The organism is Allobosea sp. TBD101 (assembly GCF_059817965.1).
This window is the reverse complement of record NZ_CM187543.1, coordinates 3,098,535-3,119,525: the sequence shown is the minus strand read 5'-3', so window position 1 is coordinate 3,119,525 and position 20,991 is coordinate 3,098,535. Positions and strand designations below refer to the sequence as shown.

Sequence of the window (20,991 nt, the reverse complement as noted above, 5' to 3'; positions counted from 1 at the left end):
CATCTCCGGCGATGACGTTCCACCCGGCAACGAAGCCGGGCCACAGTCAGGCGCGGCGACGATCTTCCGCCGGATTCGCGGCGGACAGGGCTGGGCCGAAGGCATGGCCGAGCAGGACGAGGACGGGGCCGTTCGTCGGCAATTCGCCGAGTCGTTCCGGCAGGTCGGCGATGGTCGCGGCGACGCGCTGCTCGTCAGGGCGCGTGGCGGCGAGCACGGCGACGGCCGGGGTCTGCGGATCGAGCCCGGCGGCGATGGCGCGCTCCCGGAAGCCGGGCAGGGTGGCGCGCGCCATGTAGATCACGGTCGAGGCAGCAGGGTCCGCCATGGCGCGCCAGTCGAGATCGTCGGGCAGTTCGCCCTTGCGGGAATGGCCAGTGACGAATTGCAGACGCCGCGCGTGGTCGCGATGGGTCAGCGACAGCCCGAGCGAGGCCGCCGCGCCCTGCGCCGCCGATATGCCGGGCACGATCGCAACCGGGATGCTTGCGGCGTGGCAGGCCTCGATCTCCTCGCCGGCGCGGCCGAAGATGCCGGGATCGCCGCCTTTGAGCCGAACGACATGTTTGCCTTGGGCAGCAAGCGAAACGATCAGCGCATTGATGTCGCCCTGCTTCACCGAGGGGCCGTAGCCGGTCTTTCCGACCAGCATGCGCTTGGCCTCGCGCCGCGCCAGTTCGAGCACGCCGGGCGAGACGAGATCGTCGTAGAGAATGATGTCGGCGCTCTGCAGCGCGCGGATCGCCTTCAGCGTCAGCAGTTCCGGATCGCCCGGGCCGGCGCCGACCAGCGTGACGCGGCCCTTGCCGTCATGGGCGGCTTCGATCCGGGAGAGCTTCGCGAAAAGCTCGGCCTCGTCATCGAGATTCGGCGCGCGCTCCGGCTCGGCCATGGCCTTGCCGGCGAAGAGCTCCCAGAAGCTGCGGCGCAGCGCGAAGGGCAACTCGCGGGCCTGCACCGCCGGGCGCCAATCGGCAGCCGCCTGCGCCCAGTTCTTCAAGCCGGCAGGCAGCAGCGCCTCGATCTTGGTGCGGATCGCCTGCCCGAAGACCGGAGCCGCACCATCCGTGGAGACCGCGACGATCAGCGGCGAGCGGTTGACCAGCGCGCCGAAGGCGAAATCGCAATGCTCCGGCTTGTCGACGATGTTGACGGGCACGCCCGCCTGCCGCGCCGCCGCTACGAAAGCCCGGACCGCATTGGCGTCATCAAGATCGGCGACCGCTATCGCCGCATCGGTGAGGTCGTCAGCCTGCCAGGCGCGGTGGTGCACATGCACGCGATGGCCGATTTCGCCCTGCGCCAGCCCTGCGAACAGCGCCTCCGCGCCATCGGCGAAGATATGCAGCTCAGCCCCGGTCGCCGCCAATAACTCCGCCTTCCACAGCGCGCCCTCGGTCCCGCCGGCGAGCACGACCTTGCGCCCGACCAGCTTGTGGAAGAGCGGCAGCGTCGCCAGCGGCTCGATGCGGGCCGCGGTGGATTCGGGCTGTCTTTCGGTCATCGGGTCGTCGCTACGGCCTTCTCGTCTGCCGCGATGCGCTCGTTGCCCGCCGGTGGCGTCAGCAGCCACAGCGCGGCCAGTGCCAGGATGATAAGGCGAAAGCAGAGATCGAACCAGCGCCCGCGTGCCTCGCTCGCAGCCGACCGGGGCAGCAGGGCCTCCAGCTCGGCGTCGGGGCGATCCTCATCGATGCCCAGCGTCGAGCGGGGCTGTTCGATGGAGCCATGTGTCGCGGTCGAGATCGTCATGCCTCACTCCGCTGCGATGGGCGCGGCGGCTCTCGCCGCCCGGCGCTGGTCAAGGACGTTGCGGCCGCTTTCGCCATAGCCGCGCTGGTAGGTCGCGCTGAACGAATCCTTGGCATGCAGCCATCGCGATACCGGCTGGCGGGCGGCGTTCGCCTCCGGCAACTCGATCGTGTCGAAACCGCAGGAGAGGGCATAGGCGAACTGGTCGGCGATCAGCGGGCCGCTTGCACGAATCTCGCCCGCGAAGCCGGCACGCTTGATCAGGCGAGCTAGGCTGAAGCCCCGCCCGTCCGCATAGGCCGGGAATGTGATGGCGACGAGCGCCAGCCTCGGCAGGAAGGGCGCGAGTTCGGCGAAGGGCACGTTGTTGGGGATCAGCACGCCGACCACCTGCTCGGGCTCCTGCGTATCGAGCGCCTCGACGAGCACCTCCCAGGGCACGAGCGCGGCCGGGATATTGCCGATTCCCGCTCCCTCGCTGCGGGTCCAGCGGTCCTCGGCGTTTCCGTTCCGGTCAAGCAGCGGCACGGGCGGTCTCCTGGAATGCGGCCTTGAAGGGCGCGAGGCCGATGCGGCGGACATTGTCGATGAAGCTCTCGCCCTCGCTGCGGGCGGCGAGATAAACGCCGATGATCCGCTCGATCGCGTCCGGCACCTCCTCGGCGGCGAGGCCGGGGCCGAGAATCTCGCCGATCGCGGCATTCTCGGTGGCGTCGCCACCGAGCGTGATCTGGTAGGATTCGATGCCGCGCTTCTCCAGGCCGAGAATGCCGATATGGCCGACATGGTGATGACCGCAGGCATTGATGCAGCCGGAGATCTTGATGCCGAGCGGGCCGATCTCGCGCTGGCGGGCATCATCGGCGAAACGGCTCTGGATCGCCTGCGCGATCGGGATCGAGCGGGCCGTCGCCAGCGCGCAATAGTCGAGGCCGGGGCAGGCGATGATGTCGGTGACGAGCCCGACATTGGCCGTGGCTAAACCAGCCTCGCCGAGCGCCTGCCAGATCGCGTAGAGATCGCGCTGGCGCACATGCGGCAGCACGAGGTTCTGCGCATGGGTGACGCGCAACTCGTCGAAGGAATAGCGCTCGGCGAGATCGGCGACGCGGCGCATCTGCTCGCTGGTCGCGTCGCCCGGCGCCTGTCCCGCAGGCTTCAGCGAGATCGTCAGCGCGGTATAGCCCGGCGCCTTGTGCGGGACGGTGTTGACCTCGATCCAGCGGGCGAAGGCGGGGTTTGCGGCCTTCGCTGCTTCGAGCGTGTTGCTGACGGCCGGCAGCACGTCATAGCGCGGCGGCGCGAAATAGGCGGCGATGCGCGCCATCTCTTCCGGATCGGCATTGATCGAGGGGCCGTCGAGCTGGGCGAATTCCGCCTCGACCCGGCGGGTGAATTCCTCGGCGCCGATCTCGTGGACCAGAATCTTGACGCGGGCCTTGTACTTGTTGTCGCGCCGGCCCTCGAGATTATAGACCCGCATGATCGCCTCGAGATAGGCGAGCAGGTCCTTCTTCGGCAGGTAGTCGCGCACGACCTTACCGATCATCGGGGTGCGGCCGAGCCCGCCGCCGACGCTGATCTCGTAGCAGGTCTCATGCGTATCGGGATGGCGGCGCAGGCGCAGGCCGATATCGTGGGCCTTGATCACCGCCCGGTCCGCTTCCGCGCCCGTCACCGCGATCTTGAACTTGCGCGGCAGATAGCTGAACTCGGGATGGGCCGAGGACCATTGCCGGATCAACTCGGCGGTCGGGCGCGGATCCTCGATCTCGTCCTGCGCGACGCCGGCGAAATGGTCGGCGGTGACGTTGCGGATGCAGTTGCCGGAGGTCTGGATGCAATGCATCTCGACATCGGCGAGCAGGCCGAGGATTTCAGGCACGTCGCGCAGCTTCGGCCAGTTGAACTGCAGGTTCTGGCGCGTAGTGAAATGGCCGTAGCCGCGGTCATAGCGCTCGCCGATCAGCGCGAGCTGGCGCAACTGGCGCGAATTCAGCGTGCCATAGGGCACGGCGATGCGCAGCATATAGGCGTGGAGCTGGAGATAGACGCCGTTCTTGAGGCGGAGCGGCTTGAACTCGTCCTCGGTCAGCGAGCCGTCGAGACGGCGCGCCACCTGGTCGGTGAACTGGGCCACCCGCTCCCGGACGAAACGCTCGTCGAATTCATCGTAACGATACATGGTCAGCCCTTCGGTGCGGAGGCGATGCCTTCACCGGCCTGCTTGCCGAGATCGGGACGATTGCTGGGGCCGAGCGTCTTGAAGCGCTCGCGGAAATGGCGGGGAACCGGACTGCCGCTCTCGATGGCGACATCGACGAGATAGGCGTCGACGACCTTGTTGCCGCGCAGCTCAGTGGCGGCGAAGGCTTCGAGCCGGTCGGCCGCCGCATCGTCGGCCGCGACCAGCGCGAGCGCAGGGTCGCGGGTCCAGGCCAGTGGACCAGCGCCGTCGATGAAGGCGAAGACGACATCGCCGTCGAGCAGGTCATTGGCGAGGAGGATCGCCGGCAGGGGAACGCGCTTCGCTGGAGCGGCCATCACGCGGCCTCCGCGAGCGTCAGCGTCAGCCCGTCCAGTTCGTCCGCCCAGATGATCTGGCAGGAGAGCCGGGAGGTCGCCTCGATCAATGGCAACTCGTCGAGCGCGTCGATTTCCTCGTCGCGCGGCTCGGGCAGCTTCCCGGCCCATTCCTGCGCGACGATGACATGGCAGGTGCCGCAATCGCAGGAACCGCCGCAGACGCCCTCGATGCCGACCTTGTAGTCACGCAGGATTTCCATGACCCGCCAGCCTTCTACGGCTTCGAGTTCATGGCTCCGGCCCTGTCGATCGATGACGTTGAGAACTGCCACGATAACGCCCATCCCCGTTCGGTCTTTCGAACAGGGATTTTACGCTACAGGTGGGTTTCGGCTCAATTCACAATGGGTAGTCGGTTTTTTCGAATTATCTGCGAGCTAGAGTAGAATTATCCTGAAGAAGGGTTTTGGAACCGATCTGCCAAAAAATTATGCCACCCGGGCAGTTTCCAAGGCCACTCTTGTCATTCCGGGGCTTTGCGTAGCGAAGAACCCGGAACCCACGACGGGGCGAGCGGCCTACAAGGCGGCATCGAATGTCTCGCCCCGTCGTGGGTTCCGGGTTCGCGCCTGCGGCGCGCCCCGGAATGACAAGGGTGGCTCTTCCCGAAAACGATCCGTTCGCGCGTCAGGCGCTTTTCAGGATCGTCTCGACGATTTCCTGCACATCGAACGCTTCGCGCAAAGTCGCGAGGTGATGTGGCTCGCCGCGGGTCAGCTTCGCGACGCCTTCGAGCTGGCGCCGCAGCGCCAGCGGGCGTGCCTCGTTCTGGGAGAGCGCCTCCGGATCGGCTTCCCAGCTGCCATCGGCAAGGCGGCGCTCGGCCCGCGACCAGTCGCAGAGCCGGATCGCGCCCTTGTCGCCTTCGAGCGTCCAGACGTTGTGATCGTCCTTCGTGGTCGTACCGACGCTGCCCGTCAGGGTGACGGGCAGGGCGCCTGCCGTCAGCGTCGCCTCGATCCGGCGCTCGCTCTTGCCGGCTTCGGGATAGGCTGCCTTGGCGGCAAGCCCGGCGAAAGGCCCGGCGATACGGCGGGTCAGGAACAGGAAATGCGAGACGACCTCGCGGGTGAAGCCGCCCTGCGCCGTGCGGTCGAGCCAGCCGGCGGCATCGACCTGCCAGGAGCGCGGCCAGCTCGCGAAGGCGACCTCGATCGAGACGTGCTGAGGCGTGCCGATCACGCCCGCGTCGATCCATTCCCGCAAACGCGCGACCGCAGGCGAGGAGGCGAAGGGGAAGTTCACCGCGCCGCGATCGCCGGCCTCGCCGACGAAAGCCCGCGCATCCTCGACATCGACCGCCAACGGCTTCTCGCAGAACACCGCCTTGCCTGCGGCCAACGCAGCGCGCGCATGGCCGAGATGGGAAGAGGGCGGCGAGGCAATGTAGACGCAGTCGCTCGCCGCGATCAGCGCCGCAGCATCGGGCTGCTGCTGGACGACCGGCAGGGCCGCCACGATTCGCGCCATCGCCTCGGTGGAAGGGTCCCAGATGCCGGCGACGCGAAGTGCCGTCGCGGGCTGGTCGAGCGCGGCGCGCAGCATGCGCTCGCCCATGATGCCGGCGCCGATGAGGCCAAGGGAAATCGGGGGTGCGCTCATAGGTCTCTCGCTCGCCTGAAGCCGGGCCGGTGTCGACGGCCCCGTGGAGTGTCCGGTCAGCCTCGGATTAAGACTAACTGCCGGCATGTGTTGAAAGCGGCTCGGCCGCCAGTCCATATCGTCACCTGCGCATGATGCAGTTCCGCATCCAGGTGAGGCATGTTCCGGCTCTACCGTTCTCTTCCCAGCGCTGCCGATATCCTGAACCGGAACGGCGGTGAAGGCCCCGGCTTCAATGCGATGCGCCTGATCCTGTCGCTGACCATCCTGGCGGTGCATTCGGGCTGGGTCGCTGGCGCCGATACGAGCCGCGACTGGGAAGGGCTGCACGGCATCTTTCTGATGAGCCTGGTGCCGGCCTTCTTCGCGCTCAGCGGCTTCCTCGTCACCGGCAGCGCCATGCGCACCGATGCTGTTCGGCCCTTCATCACGCTGCGCGCCATCCGCATCGTGCCGGCGCTCTTCGTCGAGATCACCCTGTCGGCGCTGGTGCTCGGCCCGCTGCTGACGACCTGGCTGCTGCGGGACTACGTCGCCGATATCCGGTTCTGGGAGTATTTCGGCAATATCGTCGGGCGCATCCGCTTCGAACTGCCGGGCGTGTTCGAGAGCAATCCCGTCGCGGGCGTGGTCAACCAGAACCTCTGGACCCTCAAGCCGGAATTCTACTGCTACATCCTGATGGCGATCATGATCGCGGTCGGCATCCTCCACCGCCGGCTCGCCTTCGCCGCGCTGACGCTGGCGGTCATTCTCGGCGCCACCGTGGCCGCGTTCAAGGTCGGTTTCGGCGTCACCGAGGGCAATTACCACTGGACCGTCGTGGTCTTCTATTTCCTGGTCGGCTGCCTGTATTTCCAGTGGCGCGAGCATGTGAAGATGCACTGGCTGCTCTTCGTCGCAGCGCTCCTGGCCTCGGTCGCCCTGATGGCCGCACCGCGCGAATATGCCTTCTTCGTGCCGCCCTTCCTGACCTATTGCGTGGTCTATCTCGGCCTGCTGCCGCTGCATCTGCCGGCGCGGATCAAGAAGCTCGATGTCTCCTACGGCATCTATCTCTACGGCTTCCCGATCCAGCAGGCGATCGTCAGTCAGGCCGATTTCGCCCATGGCAATGGACCGCTGCTCTTCGCCATTTCGGCGCCGATCGTCATCGCCTTCGCGCTGGTGTCGTGGCTCTGGATCGAGAAGCCTTTCCTCAAGGTGAAGCCCTACGTGCTCGGCCAGAAGCAATGGCGCAAGGGCAAGGCGGCCGAGCTCGCTCCGGCGGAGTGATCGGCAGCCTTCAGGATGCTTTCGCCCGCATCTGTGCAGCGAGGCCGAGCCCCATCACCGCCATGGCGAACAGCACCCAGAGCGGATCGGCTCGGTTAAGCGGAAAGGACTCCAACATCCCGACATAGGTCATGAAGATCAGGATCATGGCGAAGAGGTCGGCGAGATTGCGGTTCGCCGGAATCTGCCGGCTGCGCATGTAGTCGAGGAGCGGCCGGCCCATCAGAAACCACGTCACCAGCACCGCGCCGGGCACGCCGAAAGTCAGGGCGGCGTCGAGATAGCTGTTATGGCCGGAGCCGATGCCGCGGATATCCCAGCTCGCCTCGTAGTTTTCTTCGAAACCCGTCACGGCCGGCGTCTGCCAGAAACTGGCATAGCCGTAGCCGAACCAGGGCCGCTCGGAAATACGCTGCAGGGCGAATTTCCAGATCTCGTCGCGGCCCGTGAAGGTCGGATCCGAGATCAGCGCCTTGAGCATGGCATTGAGGGTCGGCGACATTACCGAGCCGACGGTCAGCGCCGCGATCAGCACGACCAGCACGAGATGGACCAGCACCGCGAGTCCCGGCCGGCCGGTGATGCGCGCCAGCGTGACCACGCCGATGGCGAGCGGCAGGAAGCCCATCGTCGTCTTGGAGCCGCTGTTGAGAACGAAGAGGACGCCGAGCGCAACGACGAGCGCGCCGCGCCAGCGCAGGCCGCTGCGCCAGCCGTAGATGCCGATCATCGCCACGATCGAGAAGACGGGGGCGGCGAAATTCTTGTGCGAGAGATGTCCGCGCCAGTCGCCGGCATGCACGCCCTCGGCCCCCTCCGCGCTGTGGACGACCAGATGCGGCGCCAGCACCAGCATGGCGTAGACCAGAACCAGCAGCACGAGGCAGGCATTGACCGCTGCGGAAGCGAAGCTGCGCTCGTCGCGTGGCAGGACGAGCACGCCCGCGACGACGATCATCACGATCGCGGTGAGCAGAAGCCCGCGCAATGACGCCGTCGGATCGAGCGACTGCGCGATCGAGAGCGTGGCTATGCCGAAGACGACCGCCCAGCGGCCGAAGCCGAGCCGCGCCAGCACATCGCGCTGCGTCAGGCCGAGCATCGCCACGAGAAAAACCAGCCCGAGCCCGAACCAGCCGACCTGGTTGACGATGTTGCCGGTCGACTCACCCGGCGCCGTCTGCTCCGGCACGCCGGCAAAGGGCTGCAGCGACAGCATCAGGATGAACAGCCCGCAGCCGGCGAGGATACCGCCGAGCATGCCGGGTTCGGCCGCGGATCGGGTCGTGTCGCTGATCGTCGAGCCGTGGACGCTGTCGCTCATGGATGTTTCGCGGCCGTCTTCGGAAAGCCCGCCGATGCGGCGGGCCGAGCGCGAACGCACCATAGGCGCGGAATCTTAAGGGGGTCTCACCGTCTCGCCGTCGCCGTCCATGACAGTGACGCAGGCGCACCGCCACGCCGCGCGGTTGACGCGTCCCGCAGCGCTGCCCCATGACACGGGCCTCGACCGAAGGAGGCACGCCCCATGAAAGCCGTCGTCTACGAAGCCTTCGGGCAGGCCCCTGAACTGCGCATCCTGCCGGACCCGACGCCGGAGCCGCACAGCGTTATCATCAAGGTCGAGGCGACCGGTCTGTGCCGCAGCGACTGGCATGGCTGGGTCGGCCACGATCCCGATATCCGCCTGCCGCATGTGCCGGGCCATGAGTTGGCCGGCGTCATCGCCGCGGTCGGCCGCAGCGTCGTGCGCTTCCGCGAGGGCGACCGCGTCACCGTGCCCTTCGTCTCGGGCTGCGGCTCCTGCCCGCAATGCCATTCCGGCAACCAGCAGGTCTGCGACGACCAGTTCCAGCCCGGCTTCACCCATTGGGGCTCGTTCGCCGAGTACGTCCGCATCGACCGAGCCGATTTCAACCTCGTGCGCCTGCCCGAGGAGATCGATTTCGCCACGGCCGCCAGCCTCGGCTGCCGCTTCGTGACCTCGTTCCGCGCCGTGGTCGACCAGGGCAAGGTCTCGGGCGGGCAATGGGTCGCCGTTCACGGCTGCGGCGGCGTCGGCCTCTCCGCGATCATGATCGCCAATGCGCTCGGCGCGAATGTCGTCGCGGTCGATATCTCCGACGACAAACTGCGCCTCGCCCGCGAGGTCGGTGCCGCGGTGACGATCAACGCGAAGAGCCAGCCCGATGTCGTCTCCGCGGTGCGCGACGCGACCGGCGGCGGCGCCCATGTCTCGCTCGATGCGCTCGGCCACCCCCAGACCTGCTTCAACTCGGTGGCGAACCTGCGCAAGCGCGGCAAGCATATCCAGGTCGGGCTTTTGCTGGCGGAGCAGGCGACGCCGCCGATCCCGATGGCGCAGGTCATCGCCCACGAGCTCGAAATCCTTGGCAGCCACGGCATGCAGGCGCATCGCTATGGCGCGATGCTCGACATGATCAGCGCCGGCAAGCTCACCCCGCAGCAGCTCGTCGGCCGCCGCATCGACCTCGCCGAATCGATTCCCGCCCTGATGGCGATGGACCGCTTCGAGGGCACCGGCGTCACGATCATCGACCGGTTCTGAGGGGGCGAAAGGCGAGGCGCGAGCCTCGCCCGATCCTATGCCTGCAACAGCGGAACGGCGCCGCCGGTCGGCAGCGGTACCGGATACTTGTCCGTCTCGATGCGCGGGTCGCCGAAGCAGCGCGAGCAGGTCTGGCGCTCCTCGTGGCGCCCGTTCGCGAACTGCTCGTAGACCGTGCGCCGGGCCATGTTCGTGAGCACGCCCGCGAGCGTCTCCTTCGAGAGATCGCCGATGCTGTCGACCCGCTCGAAATCCTGGCAGCAGATCATCACCAGCCCGTCGCTGTCGACGATGAGGTCGTTCACGACATTGGTCCCGCAGCGGATCGGCATCGGCGAGAGCGCCAGGCTGTCGAAGACCGAGCGGTCGGAGGCGCAGCGGCTGCTCAGGCCGTCGAGCCCGACCTTGGTGACGTTGCGGTCGTAGAAATATTTCAGGATCGTCGGCAGCTCGCTTTGGTTCGCCCGGCTGACGGGGACGCTGACATAGAGATCCTCGCCGAAATCCTCGATCAATTGCTCGACCTTGGGCATGACGCGTTCGAGCCGCAGCGGCGCCATCAGCATCGCGTAGGTCTCCGGCACCATCGATTCGATATGCAGCGAGACGCGCACGCCCATCTCGGCCAGGACCTTGTGCTTCGCCCGGTTATAGGCGGCGCCGTTGGTGTTCACCGAGAGCCGGGCATCGGGCAGGAGCTTGCGCGCGATCCGCACCCGCTCCAGCACGAGCGGATCGACCAGCCCGTCGCCGAACAGGCCGAAGGAGAGCTGGTCGTCGATCGACAGGCCGAGCTCGGCGATCTGCTCGATGATCCCAGTGAACAGCGGCATCGGCATCGGCAGGCGCGGGACATGGGCGGTCACCGCCTTGCCGGTCGGGCAATGCACGCAGGAGGCGTTGCACAGCCCGGTCGTGCCGATCGCCACGAAATGCAGCGCCTCGGGCAGGAAATCCCCGGCGGGCCCGATCTGCGCCCGTGCCGCCGCCCGCGCGGCCAGGATCTTGTCGCTCTTCAGCCGCCGGTAGAGCCAGTTCACCTGTTCGTTCCAGGTCTCGGTCTCCATCAGTGCGCTCGCGATGCCTTGCGCCTCGTCGCGCGCGCCGTGCAGCCAGTGATGCAGCCCGAGCATGAAGCGCATCGGCTTGTCGTCCGGGTTGAGCGCCAGCGCCGCTTCTATCTTGCGCAAGGCGGCCTCGCGGCGGCCCCGGCTGGCCGAATCCTGCGGCAGGGCCGGCGGCGTGTCGATGAACAGCTTCTCCGAGACCAGGATCAGCAGATGGTGCACCGGCTCCGGGCTCAGCGACAGCGCCCGCCCGGCCGACCATTTCGCCTCCTCGGCCCGGCCGAGGCGGTTCAGCATCTGCGCCATGAAGAAATGCGGCGCCCAGAATGCGTCCCGCGCCGCGCCGGCCTTGCGATAGGCCAGCAGCGCCTCCGCGAAGCGGCCGTCCTCCTTCAGCGCATGCCCGCATTTCAGCCAGAGCCACGCGTTCGGGAACGCCTCCGCGGCCGGCGGGAGCGCCTTCGCGGCCATAGACCAGTTCCGCTGACGAAAGGCGCGGAGGCCGACATGCAGATCTTTGACCCGCGCCAGAACGTTCAAGACCGATCCCCGCATCTGTTTCGGCGGGGAAAATAGCTGAAAACCGGAGTCGTACAACTGCGCTGGTGCGCATGACGTTACGAATTCCGGAGATCATGGCGGCAAGACGCCGGCAATAGCCTGCGGCAGGGGCCGGCCATCTTGCCGACGTGCCGGGGCGGGCGGCCATGACCGCCCGCGACCGGCGTCGTTTCAGTTCGGCGGCGCGCCTTATTCCCCGTGCCGGGCGCTCTCCCCGGCGACGCGGGCTTCGGCCTGCGCGATGGCCTCGTCGGGGTTAAGCCCGTTGGCGCGGTTCTCCATGGCGTAGGCGAAGGACCTGCGGGTATCGTCCGGCATGGCCCGCAAGACGGCGCGGAAGCAGTCGCCGCGCGCATCCTGGCAGGCGCGCATCCGCTTGCAGGTCCTGTTCGGGCAGACGCGGAAGATTTCGAGCTGGTCGGTCAGCCGGCGAAACAGGGCGGACCGCGCCCTCTGGCAGCTCTCGAAATCGGTGATCGGCGGGATAGCGGCGGGGGTGTTCCGGCGTTTCGGCATGGCGGGTCTCCGGTCGGGTCAGGCACGCAGGATCGTCCGCCCGCGCGGATGCGCGGCGGGGACGCAAGGGTGGCTAGACAGGGCTGGCGGAGCGCCGCGAGGCGCGAGGGATATCCGCAACCGTTGAGCCAGGCTGCGGCGCGGCGGGATTGAGCCACCCGTCGCACGCCCCGTGGCGCTCCGCCTCCGGCGATTTTGGGCTCCGGGCCGCGCTTATCGGGCCTAAGCGGTTCAGGATGGGCGGGTTTCGACGCCAGTGTCCCTTACGGGAACGTCGCGTCGTCGCCTTAGCCATCGTCAACGGCCGGCCGTTCCCAGCGAGCTCCTCGCACAGGGACCGTAGTGTCCCCAGGGCGGTTCCCGAAGCCTCCCGGGAGCAGGGCGTAACCCCCGCCCGCAGGCGCCGACCCTCACCCAACCTCCAGCATACCTCCGGACGGCCGCCCCGTTTGGGTGATGGGCCAGGGCAGGATAGGGCGGGTCAGGAGGGGCGGGGATAAGTTGGCTGCTGGGGTAGTGGCCGCCCCTGTGGCGACCACTATGACTTCTTACTAGAAAACGAGGTGCTGCCTCTAGCCTACAGCGACAACGCGCTCTAACGCTGTCTTGATCGCCTGCTCGTTAAAAATGCGCGACTTTCGCTCTCCAGAGCGCTGTCCACCCGGCCAATGTTTTAGTCCATCCATCAGGGCGGGAACGTTAGATGCAACACCCTCGCGCGAAATTAGCCAATGGACAGTTGCAAGTAATTCCATGCCGAAAGGCGATTCAAATCCATCAATCAATCTCGTCGTTTCTTCTAAGGCAGAAATATATTGCTTTCCTTCGCTCTTTATGAAGGTTGCAACTCTATCTCTTTCTGCCTCGTTGAAACGGATGCGATCTAGCGGCCCTGCATCTGCAAGGCGCTTTTCACATTCAAGATAGCTTCCATCTATTCCTTCTAAAAGGTGACGCAGTCGGTCTGCATAAGGGCCATAAACGTGAGCCTTGAAGGAAAGCTGCAGAGGATTGCTAGTGTCTTCCGTTTCTAATTTATTCTCTAGAAAATAAGCAAGTTTTTGGACTTCGAGTAATGTGCACTCAAATCCAAGAATTGCGTACCGTCGAATTAGCTCTGAAACTAGCGCGCGGGCTGGAGTTAGTTTCTTGTCGGCAGCTCGTTTTGTTACATTCTGGTATTGCCGCGTAGGCTCATAGACAATGACATGGACATCGGGAACGTCTTGGAATGCGTTTTGAATGCGCGCGCGAACTTCGGCCCATTCTAGGCCGCCATTTCCGCTCCCTAGCGGTGGCAGGGCGACGGATCTAATACCATTCTCGGCGATTACGCGCTTTAGGTCGACCAAGCCTGAATCAATCCACTCGATTCTCGACGGATATCGCCAGTGCTTTTTTGTTGGGAAATTGACTATCCAGCGTGGCCCGGTCAAATGGCGGCGTTCCGTGACAAACATCCGGCCAACCTGGACTTCTCCCTCCTTGCACGCATCGACATAGGCGCGAAAGTTCTCAGGAAAATTTTCCTTGAACATTAGGGCAATGCCTTTGCCCATAACGCCGACGGTGTTGACGGTGTTGACCAGAGCCTCGGCGGGCGCATCGAGTAGATCGCCCTGAGTGAATGTTATGGCCATCTTAGAAGTACCAATTAGAGCGGGCGCGGACGGGCATCTCCACATTAGCCTCACGCAGAATCGCTTCCACGTCATTGCATACGCGATTGGAATAAACGGCAACTCCCAACAAGCTCGTCAACGGAACGTGGTTGTGCACAAGGGCCTCAGCCTGATAGCGATCCATCTTTTCCGGGTCGTTTGGGTCCCGCTGGAAATTCTTCGATCGCAAAAGAGGCCAATCGACGTTACCCAGATCGTCCTCCGCTGAGAAAAATGTAGTTGTCGCCAAATACGCGTGTTTGTTTGTAAAGAGGGTTATAAGTCCGGTCTGAACGAGATTTTTGTATCTTGATACAAGAAAAATTATATCTTCGCTCTTTCTCTGAGGTACATTGTATCCCGTTTTTATGTTGAAGGCCATTGGCGAGAATGGGGTAAAATAAAAAGGAACGTAGTCGTTCAAGACCCCACCGGGCGCGAGAGGGACAGACCGTGTTCCTCGTTTCCCAATAAGGTCTACATTTCCGATATTGATATATGCGCTGTCTGCTCCTCGGGCATTTCGCGCCAAAAGCCCATTACTGAGAATCCGCGACAGATTATCTCGATGAACAATCCGAAACACGTAAGCTTTGTCTTCGGTAAGGAAATCGCTCACAGGTCACTTAGCCCTCGGCGGCTCCCTCATAAAATCCAATCGGACCGCACTGCCCGCCTTTCTATAACCCCATTCTCGACTGCCTGCATCTGCTGCATGCAACCGCGGCAAGGCGCGCAAAGCTTGCCTCACTCCGCCGCCTGCCGCTGCACCTTGCCCTTCTTGATCGGCCGCCGCTCCAGCACCTCCTTCAGGAAGCGCGCGGTGTGGCCCTTGCCGATGCGGACGATGTCCTCCGGCGTGCCCTCGGCCACCACCTGGCCGCCGCCGTCGCCGCCTTCGGGGCCCATGTCGATCACCCAGTCGGCGGTCTTCACCACCTCGAGATTGTGCTCGATCACCACCACCGAATTGCCCTGGTCGACCAGCTCGTGCAGCACCTCCATGAGCTTGGCGACATCGTGGAAATGCAGGCCCGTCGTCGGCTCGTCCAGGATGTAGAGCGTGCGGCCGGTGGCGCGCTTCGACAGCTCCTTGGAGAGCTTGACGCGCTGCGCCTCGCCGCCCGAGAGCGTCGTCGCCTGCTGGCCGACCTTGACATAGTCGAGCCCGACGCGCGCCAGCGTCTCCATCTTGTCGCGGATCGAGGGCACCGCCTTGAACAGGCCCTTCGCCTCCTCGACCGACATGTCGAGCACGTCGGCGATCGACTTGTCGCGATACTTCACTTCGAGCGTCTCGCGGTCGTAGCGCTTGCCCTTGCAGACGTCGCAGGTGACGTAGACATCCGGCAGGAAGTGCATCTCGATCTTGATGAGGCCGTCGCCCTGGCAGGCCTCGCAGCGGCCGCCCTTGACGTTGAACGAGAAGCGCCCGGCCTGATAGCCGCGCGCCTTCGCCTCCGGCAGGCCGGCGAACCATTCGCGGATCGGCGTGAAGGCGCCGGTATAGGTCGCCGGGTTCGAGCGCGGCGTGCGGCCGATCGGCGACTGGTCGATGTCGATGACCTTGTCGAGATGCTCGATGCCCTCGATGCGGTCATGCGGGGCCGGGTGGTCGATCGAGCCGTTCAGCTTGCGCGCCACCGCCTTGTAGAGCGTGTCGATCACCAGCGTCGACTTGCCGCCGCCGGAGACGCCGGTGATGCAGGTGAACATCCCCAGGGGGATCTCGACATCGACATTGCGGAGGTTGTTGCCGCGCGCGCCGACGATCTTGAGGCTGCGGCCCTTCGTGGCCTTGCGGCGCTTGGCCGGCACCGCGACCGACATCTCGCCGGTGAGATATTTGCCGGTGAGCGAATTGGGATCGTCGAGGATGTCCTGCGGCGTGCCCTTGGCGACGATCTCGCCGCCATGGATGCCGGCGCCGGGGCCGACATCGACGACGTAATCCGCCGTCAGGATCGCGTCCTCGTCATGCTCGACCACGATCACCGTGTTGCCGAGGTCCCTTAGCCGGCGCAGCGTCCCGAGCAAACGCTCGTTGTCGCGCTGGTGCAGGCCGATCGAGGGCTCGTCCAGCACATAGAGCACGCCGGTCAGCCCCGAGCCGATCTGCGAGGCGAGCCGGATGCGCTGGCTCTCGCCGCCGGAGAGCGTGCCGGAGGCGCGGGCGAGCGTCAGGTATTCCAGGCCGACATCGAGCAGGAAGGTCAGGCGGTCGCGGATTTCCTTGAGGATGCGCGGGGCGATCTCGTTCTGCTTCTTCGAGAGCCTTGCGGGCAGGGCGGTGACCCAGTCCAGCGCGTCCTTGACCGAGAGCTTCGAGACCTCGCCGATATGGCGCATGTCGATCTTCACCGCCAGCGCCTCGGGCTTCAGGCGATAGCCGTTGCAGGCCTTGCACGGGGTCTCCGACATGAAGCGGCCGATTTCCTCGCGGGCCCAGTCCGACTCCGTCTCCTTCCAGCGCCGCTCCATATTGGTGATGACGCCCTCGAAGGGCTTCTTCACCTCGTAGCTGCGCAGGCCGTCATTATAGGCCATACGCACGGGCTCGGTGCCGGTGCCGAACAGGATCGATATCTTGGCGTTGTCGGGGAGTTCCGACCAGGGCTTGGTCATCGAGAAGCCGAAATGCTTCGCAAGCGCTTCCAGCGTCTGGCCGTAATAGGGCGAGGTCGACTTGGCCCAGGGCGCGATCGCGCCCTTCTTCAGCGTCAGCGAATGGTCCGGCACGATCATGTCTGGGTCGATGCGCATCTCGTGGCCGAGACCGTCGCAGACCGGGCAGGCACCGAACGGGTTGTTGAACGAGAACAGCCGGGGCTCGATCTCGGGAATGGTGAAGCCGGAGACCGGGCAGGCGAATTTCGAGGAGAAGGTGACGCGGCGGGCCTCGCCGTTCTCCTCCTTCTCGTCGGCATATTCGAAGACGGCGATGCCGTCGGTCAGCTCCAGCGCCTGCTCCAGCGAGTCCGCGAGACGCGCACCGAGATCGGGGCGGATCACGATCCGGTCCACCACCACGTCGATGTCGTGCTTGAACTTCTTGTCGAGCGCCGGGGCGTCCGGGATCTCGTAGAACTCGCCATTGACCTTGACGCGCTGGAAGCCGCGCTTCAGCCAGTCGGCCATCTCCTTCCTGAACTCGCCCTTGCGGCCGCGAACGACCGGCGCGAGCAGGTAGCCGCGCGTCTTCTCCGGCAATTCGACCATCCGGTCGACCATCTGCTGGACGGTCTGGCTCTCGATCGGCAGGCCGGTCGCGGGCGAATAGGGAATGCCGGCGCGCGCCCAGAGCAGGCGCATGTAGTCGTGGATCTCGGTGACGGTGCCGACGGTCGAGCGCGGGTTCTTCGACGTCGTCTTCTGCTCGATCGAGATCGCCGGCGAGAGCCCGTCGATCTGGTCGACATCGGGCTTCTGCATCATCTCGAGGAACTGGCGGGCATAGGCCGAGAGGCTCTCGACATAGCGGCGCTGGCCTTCCGCATAGATCGTGTCGAAGGCGAGCGAGGACTTGCCCGAGCCGGAAAGGCCGGTGAAGACCACGAGCTTGTCTCTGGGAATGGCGAGATCGACATTCTTGAGATTGTGCTCGCGCGCGCCGCGCACGGTGATGGCGCGGCTGTTCGGATCGGCCGCGCGGTTGCGGTCGAACATGTCTTCCAGCGCAGCAGCCTGGGCAGCGGCGGATTCGGTCTTGCGGGCCATCGGGGCGTCCGTTGCGGTGAAGGCTAGATGTAGGGCAAATGCCGGGCCTTTCCAGCCTCGCGGCGATCTGCCCGGCATGAATAGCACGCAGCCGTCCCGGCTGCTGCCGTCTTCCTGACAGGAAACGTCAGGATCGGCGAGGGCTCGATATGGGGATCATTGCGCCAATCGCAATCGACTCCGCCGCGCGGCCGAATTATCTATAAATCATGACGAAGCCTGCCGAAGACACCATCGCCGTCCGCATCGCCAAGGCTCTGGCCGAGCGGATCATCGCCGGAACGATCGAGCCCGGCGCCCGCTTGCGGCAGGACCATATCGCCGAGGAATTCGAGACCAGCCATGTCCCGGTGCGCGAGGCCTTCCGCCGGCTGGAGGCGCAGGGGCTGGCGATCAGCGAGCCGCGCCGCGGCGTCCGCGTCGCCTCCTTCGACCTGTCGGAGGTGAAGGAGGTCGCGGCGATGCGGGCGGCGCTCGAGGTGCTGGCCCTGCGCCATGCCGCGCCGCATCTCACCGCCGCCATCCTCGACAAGGCCGAACAGGCGCGACGCGATTGCGACGCGGCGACCGATGTCCGGGCCTGGGAGGAGGCGAATCGCCGCTTTCACCGCATCCTGGTCGCGCCTTGCGGCATGAAGCGCCTGCTTGCGACGATCGACGATCTTCACGCGGCGAGCGCGCGCTTCCTGTTCTCGGCCTGGCGCTCGGAATGGGAGGCCCGCACCGACCATGACCACCGCGCGATCCTGAGCGCGCTGCGCGGCGGCGACCTGGAAACCGCGATCGCGACGCTGGCGCGGCATGCCCAATGGATCGGTGAGCGCCCGGTCCGCACCGCTTCCGGCGCGACGCGCGGGGCCTTCGCCATCGTCGGGTGAGGGGGCAGGGGCGTGCTCGACCTTTGTCATTCCGGGGCGCGCCACAGGCGCGAACCCGGAACCCACGACGGGGTGAAACCTCGGGGACTTCGGTTGTATGCCGCTCACCCAGTCGTGGGTTCCGGGTTCTTCGCGATGCGAAGCCCCGGAATGACAAGGGGGCGCAGAAACGATGCTGCCGTCGCCCGCTCGGCTGAGCGGATTTCGTCCCCTGCCTGGGAGGTTTCGCACGAAGGGCGCGCTTGCCTTTTCCGTCGAGATATGGACTTCCTCATAGATCAAAGATCAAAATTATAGATAATTTTGATCGCGACCCAGGAGTGACCATGACCGATCTTGCCCTCAGCCGCCCGTTCAGCCCGCTGCGGCTGGAAAGCCGCTCGCTTGCCTGGCAGGCCGGCGCCGTGATCGTCGGCAGCCTGCTGCTGGCGCTGTCCTCGCAGATCAAGGTGCCGATGTATCCGGTGCCGATGACGATGCAGACCTTCGCGGTGACGCTGGTCGGCGCGCTCTATGGCTGGCGCCTCGGCGCGGTCACCGTCATCGCCTGGCTGGCGCAGGGCGCCATGGGCCTGCCCGTCTTTGCCGGCGCCGTGGGTGGCGCGGCCTATTTCGCCGGCCCGACCGGCGGCTACCTGCTGGCCTTCCCCGTCGCCGCGGCGCTGACCGGTTGGCTGGCGCAGCAGGGCTGGAACGGCAGCCGTGTTGGCCTCGCCTTCGCTTCGATGCTCGCCGGCAACGTGCTCTGCCTGGTGATCGGCGTGGCCTGGCTCGCCGTCCTGATCGGCCTGCCCAAGGCGATCGCGCTGGGCGCCGTGCCCTTCATCCTCGGTGCCATCCTGAAGTCGGCGCTGGCTGCCGCAACCCTCAAGGCCTTCGCGCCGCGCGGCTGAGACGGTCGAGCGATCTGACGACGATGAACCGGCGGGCTTCGGCCTGCCGGTTTTTTTATTGGACTTTTGGGGGAGGGCCGGGCCGCGATCGGTCCACGGCGCCTAGCGCAGGGCGTTTCCGAACGAATCCGTCTGGCGTGCCGGGGCGCCGATGCCAGGCTGCATATAGGCCGGCCCATCGGCCCTTGCGCGGGGCACGCTGTCCTGTGTGACGCAGCCGACCGGCCCGAGCAGGATGAAGGCCAGGGCGACATAGCGTTTCAGCATGGCGAACTCCATCGCAGGATTCCGGAACCAGAGCCGGGCTTCTTCAAGCGGCTCCGCTTTCCGCCCAATCCTTGCATGATCTCGAGGCCGGAAAACAGCCCCTTGCACGATCTGAGGCATTGAGGAGGCCGAAACGCCTCCGCGCCGCAACGCAACGCGTCAAATGGCGCCCTCGTTACTTGGCGCCGACGACGCTCTCGAATGATTCCCCCTGCCTGATACGATCAAGTTGGGCATAAACAGACGAATACCCCACTCGCCGAGCCCAGGAAGCGACCTCAATTTTTGCGAGTGCGTAGTTTTTGGTCAAATTTTCTGAATCGGAAGAGAAGAAGGACCGAGCAGAGCGCAGCTCTCTGACAGACTTGCCATCTACAGCTGCCCCTGCCGGGATGTCGTACTCCGGTCTGAAATCGACCTGCATGGCGAGCCCTTCATCAAACCATGTCGGAAGCTCCGTGAACTTCGCCAAAAACCCGATACGATCGGCAGTCTCGGCGTGCATCAACTCATGGGAGATGACGTCCACATTCTGGCCTTTCGGGCCGATCAGAACGCAGGTCCTCGCACCGATGAATTGCGTGCTGCCGTACTCGTTAAGCCGAAATCGCCCGAACTTGCTCGCTTCATCGAAGAGCAGGACGATCGGCTTCGATCGGGGCTCTCCAAAGACCTCTCGAATCCTGCCTTTTGCGTCCAACAAAAGGCGCTGACTCGCGCGAGCCTGATTGGGTTCCAGAGTGCCTGATGCGACCAGGGTTCCGTCATCCAGGCGTGTCGATGGCATGACGTCCAACATGGCGCAGGCTGCGACAGCAGGATTTGCCGCGGCGTAGCCCACCACGCCAACCCCGGAAACGACTGCGAGAACGGCCAGAATCTGTGGTGTCCTGAAGCGCAAGACCATCCCCCTTGTTCGTTCTCGACACCTCAGTCGCGCGGCGGAACGGTGTCGTATTGCGGCAGGTCATCCCCGATCTCGTAGTAGTCACCCTTGTCGGCGACGTAGATATGCAGATTGGCAGCGGTCTCTGTCGGCCCGTCGAAAGCCCCCATTGCCACGGCGATCCAGCTCCGATCCGGCCGATCCCAGAACAGGGACGATCCGCAGGCCGAGCAGAAGCCGCGCCGGACGTTCTCCGATGATTGAAACCATGTCAGTTTCTCCTCGCCGACAATCGTCAAGGCCGTCCTGGGCACATCGGTGGACGCGAAGTAGTGGCCCGAGTGCTTGCGGCACATGCGGCAATGGCAGAAATTGGGACTTGGCAGACTGTCAGCCACCGTCAGGGTGACCGCCCCGCAAAGGCATGAGCCGCTGTGCATCCTCGATCCACTCCCGCAGGCGTCTGGCCGGGAAGCATGGCATCGGGGTTGCGACATCAGCAAGAGCGTCCGCCATGGCTCGTCCGCGGACATCCCGCTTGACGATAAACATGGGTCGCGACACTGTCCGCAGGCATGCTTGGGAACCACAACCTTTGTGATCGACGTCGACGCCGCTGCACTCGTGCCGCGGCTCTTCGGGCTGTGCGTCGATCTGTGTCCCTCCGCGTGGTGACGGCCTCTCCCTAGGCTTCACGCCCCGAAGCGACCTTAGGCCCGCGTTCCCGAACCTCCGCAGCCCTCGGCTCCGGGGGTTTTCTT

At 65.3% G+C, this 20,991-nt stretch carries 20 protein-coding genes; 4 read left to right on the top strand and 16 right to left on the bottom strand.

The window, feature by feature from the left end; translation table 11 throughout:
• Nucleotides 1–46: 46 nt before the first annotated feature.
• The 7 genes from cysG to AC6RIC_RS15255 form a co-directional block, all read right to left on the bottom strand.
• Nucleotides 47–1,504: a siroheme synthase CysG gene (gene cysG, locus AC6RIC_RS15285; RefSeq protein ID WP_499732972.1), complete on the bottom strand. Its 1,458-nt coding sequence runs from the start codon at nt 1,502–1,504 to the stop codon at nt 47–49.
• Nucleotides 1,501–1,752, bottom strand: a complete 252-nt coding sequence (locus AC6RIC_RS15280; RefSeq protein ID WP_499732971.1) for a hypothetical protein — start codon at nt 1,750–1,752, stop codon at nt 1,501–1,503. Before AC6RIC_RS15280 ends, cysG begins: the two co-directional genes overlap by 4 nt.
• Before the next feature lie 3 nt (nt 1,753–1,755).
• Nucleotides 1,756–2,280 carry a DUF934 domain-containing protein gene (locus AC6RIC_RS15275; protein WP_499732970.1) on the bottom strand — a complete coding sequence of 175 codons (525 nt, stop codon included), beginning with the start codon at nt 2,278–2,280 and terminating at the stop codon, nt 1,756–1,758.
• On the bottom strand, nt 2,267–3,937 hold the full coding sequence (locus AC6RIC_RS15270; protein WP_499732969.1) for a nitrite/sulfite reductase: 1,671 nt from the start codon (nt 3,935–3,937) through the stop codon (nt 2,267–2,269). Before AC6RIC_RS15270 ends, AC6RIC_RS15275 begins: the two co-directional genes overlap by 14 nt.
• Nucleotides 3,938–3,939: 2 nt before the next feature.
• Nucleotides 3,940–4,296: a DUF2849 domain-containing protein gene (locus AC6RIC_RS15265; RefSeq protein WP_499732968.1), complete on the bottom strand. Its 357-nt coding sequence runs from the start codon at nt 4,294–4,296 to the stop codon at nt 3,940–3,942.
• Nucleotides 4,296–4,610, bottom strand: coding sequence for a 2Fe-2S iron-sulfur cluster-binding protein (locus AC6RIC_RS15260; RefSeq protein WP_499732967.1), 315 nt, complete (start codon nt 4,608–4,610; stop codon nt 4,296–4,298). Before AC6RIC_RS15260 ends, AC6RIC_RS15265 begins: the two co-directional genes overlap by 1 nt.
• 355 nt (nt 4,611–4,965) lie before the next feature.
• Nucleotides 4,966–5,940 carry a Gfo/Idh/MocA family protein gene (locus AC6RIC_RS15255; RefSeq protein ID WP_499732966.1) on the bottom strand — a complete coding sequence of 325 codons (975 nt, stop codon included), beginning with the start codon at nt 5,938–5,940 and terminating at the stop codon, nt 4,966–4,968.
• Between the two features lie 159 nt (nt 5,941–6,099).
• On the opposite strand from AC6RIC_RS15255, the gene AC6RIC_RS15250 reads away from it, so the two are divergent.
• Nucleotides 6,100–7,215: an acyltransferase family protein gene (locus tag AC6RIC_RS15250; RefSeq protein ID WP_499732965.1), complete on the top strand. Its 1,116-nt coding sequence runs from the start codon at nt 6,100–6,102 to the stop codon at nt 7,213–7,215.
• Between the two features lie 10 nt (nt 7,216–7,225).
• Here AC6RIC_RS15250 and AC6RIC_RS15245 read toward each other — a convergent pair whose 3' ends face one another.
• Entirely contained in the window at nt 7,226–8,539 is a 1,314-nt protein-coding gene (locus tag AC6RIC_RS15245; RefSeq protein ID WP_499732964.1) for an O-antigen ligase family protein, read from the bottom strand.
• 204 nt (nt 8,540–8,743) lie between these two features.
• Between AC6RIC_RS15245 and AC6RIC_RS15240 the strand changes: the two genes are divergently transcribed.
• Nucleotides 8,744–9,784: a zinc-dependent alcohol dehydrogenase family protein gene (locus AC6RIC_RS15240; protein WP_499732963.1), complete on the top strand. Its 1,041-nt coding sequence runs from the start codon at nt 8,744–8,746 to the stop codon at nt 9,782–9,784.
• 35 nt (nt 9,785–9,819) lie between these two features.
• Here AC6RIC_RS15240 and AC6RIC_RS15235 read toward each other — a convergent pair whose 3' ends face one another.
• From AC6RIC_RS15235 to uvrA, 5 genes are all read right to left on the bottom strand, one after another.
• Complete coding sequence (locus tag AC6RIC_RS15235) at nt 9,820–11,322, bottom strand: radical SAM/SPASM domain-containing protein (RefSeq protein ID WP_499732962.1); 1,503 nt, start codon at nt 11,320–11,322, stop codon at nt 9,820–9,822.
• Between the two features lie 279 nt (nt 11,323–11,601).
• The gene (locus AC6RIC_RS15230) at nt 11,602–11,928 is read right to left on the bottom strand and encodes a hypothetical protein (RefSeq protein ID WP_499732961.1); all 327 of its coding nucleotides are present in this window, start codon (nt 11,926–11,928) and stop codon (nt 11,602–11,604) included.
• Between the two features lie 572 nt (nt 11,929–12,500).
• Nucleotides 12,501–13,568 (bottom strand): type II toxin-antitoxin system antitoxin DNA ADP-ribosyl glycohydrolase DarG, encoded by a 1,068-nt coding sequence (darG, locus tag AC6RIC_RS15225; RefSeq protein ID WP_499732960.1) that lies wholly within the window; start codon nt 13,566–13,568, stop codon nt 12,501–12,503.
• Between the two features lies 1 nt (nt 13,569).
• Nucleotides 13,570–14,175 carry a type II toxin-antitoxin system toxin DNA ADP-ribosyl transferase DarT gene (darT, locus tag AC6RIC_RS15220; RefSeq protein WP_499736611.1) on the bottom strand — a complete coding sequence of 202 codons (606 nt, stop codon included), beginning with the start codon at nt 14,173–14,175 and terminating at the stop codon, nt 13,570–13,572.
• Between the two features lie 161 nt (nt 14,176–14,336).
• Complete coding sequence (uvrA, locus tag AC6RIC_RS15215; protein ID WP_499732959.1) at nt 14,337–17,306, bottom strand: excinuclease ABC subunit UvrA; 2,970 nt, start codon at nt 17,304–17,306, stop codon at nt 14,337–14,339.
• A 209-nt stretch (nt 17,307–17,515) separates the two neighbouring features.
• Between uvrA and AC6RIC_RS15210 the strand changes: the two genes are divergently transcribed.
• Together AC6RIC_RS15210 and AC6RIC_RS15205 are read left to right on the top strand one after the other, a co-directional pair.
• Nucleotides 17,516–18,184, top strand: a complete 669-nt coding sequence (locus AC6RIC_RS15210) for a GntR family transcriptional regulator (protein ID WP_499732958.1) — start codon at nt 17,516–17,518, stop codon at nt 18,182–18,184.
• A gap of 326 nt (nt 18,185–18,510) precedes the next feature.
• On the top strand, nt 18,511–19,077 hold the full coding sequence (locus AC6RIC_RS15205) for a biotin transporter BioY (protein WP_499732957.1): 567 nt from the start codon (nt 18,511–18,513) through the stop codon (nt 19,075–19,077).
• Between the two features lie 102 nt (nt 19,078–19,179).
• Here the strand turns inward: AC6RIC_RS15205 and AC6RIC_RS15200 are convergent, their stop codons facing one another.
• The 3 genes from AC6RIC_RS15200 to AC6RIC_RS15190 all read right to left on the bottom strand — a co-directional run bounded on the left by AC6RIC_RS15200 (nt 19,180) and on the right by AC6RIC_RS15190 (nt 20,670).
• Nucleotides 19,180–19,344, bottom strand: a complete 165-nt coding sequence (locus AC6RIC_RS15200; RefSeq protein ID WP_454657044.1) for a hypothetical protein — start codon at nt 19,342–19,344, stop codon at nt 19,180–19,182.
• A 175-nt stretch (nt 19,345–19,519) separates the two neighbouring features.
• Entirely contained in the window at nt 19,520–20,251 is a 732-nt protein-coding gene (locus tag AC6RIC_RS15195; protein WP_499732956.1) for a hypothetical protein, read from the bottom strand.
• Between the two features lie 23 nt (nt 20,252–20,274).
• Nucleotides 20,275–20,670, bottom strand: coding sequence for a GFA family protein (locus AC6RIC_RS15190; RefSeq protein WP_499732955.1), 396 nt, complete (start codon nt 20,668–20,670; stop codon nt 20,275–20,277).
• Nucleotides 20,671–20,991 lie beyond the last annotated feature (321 nt).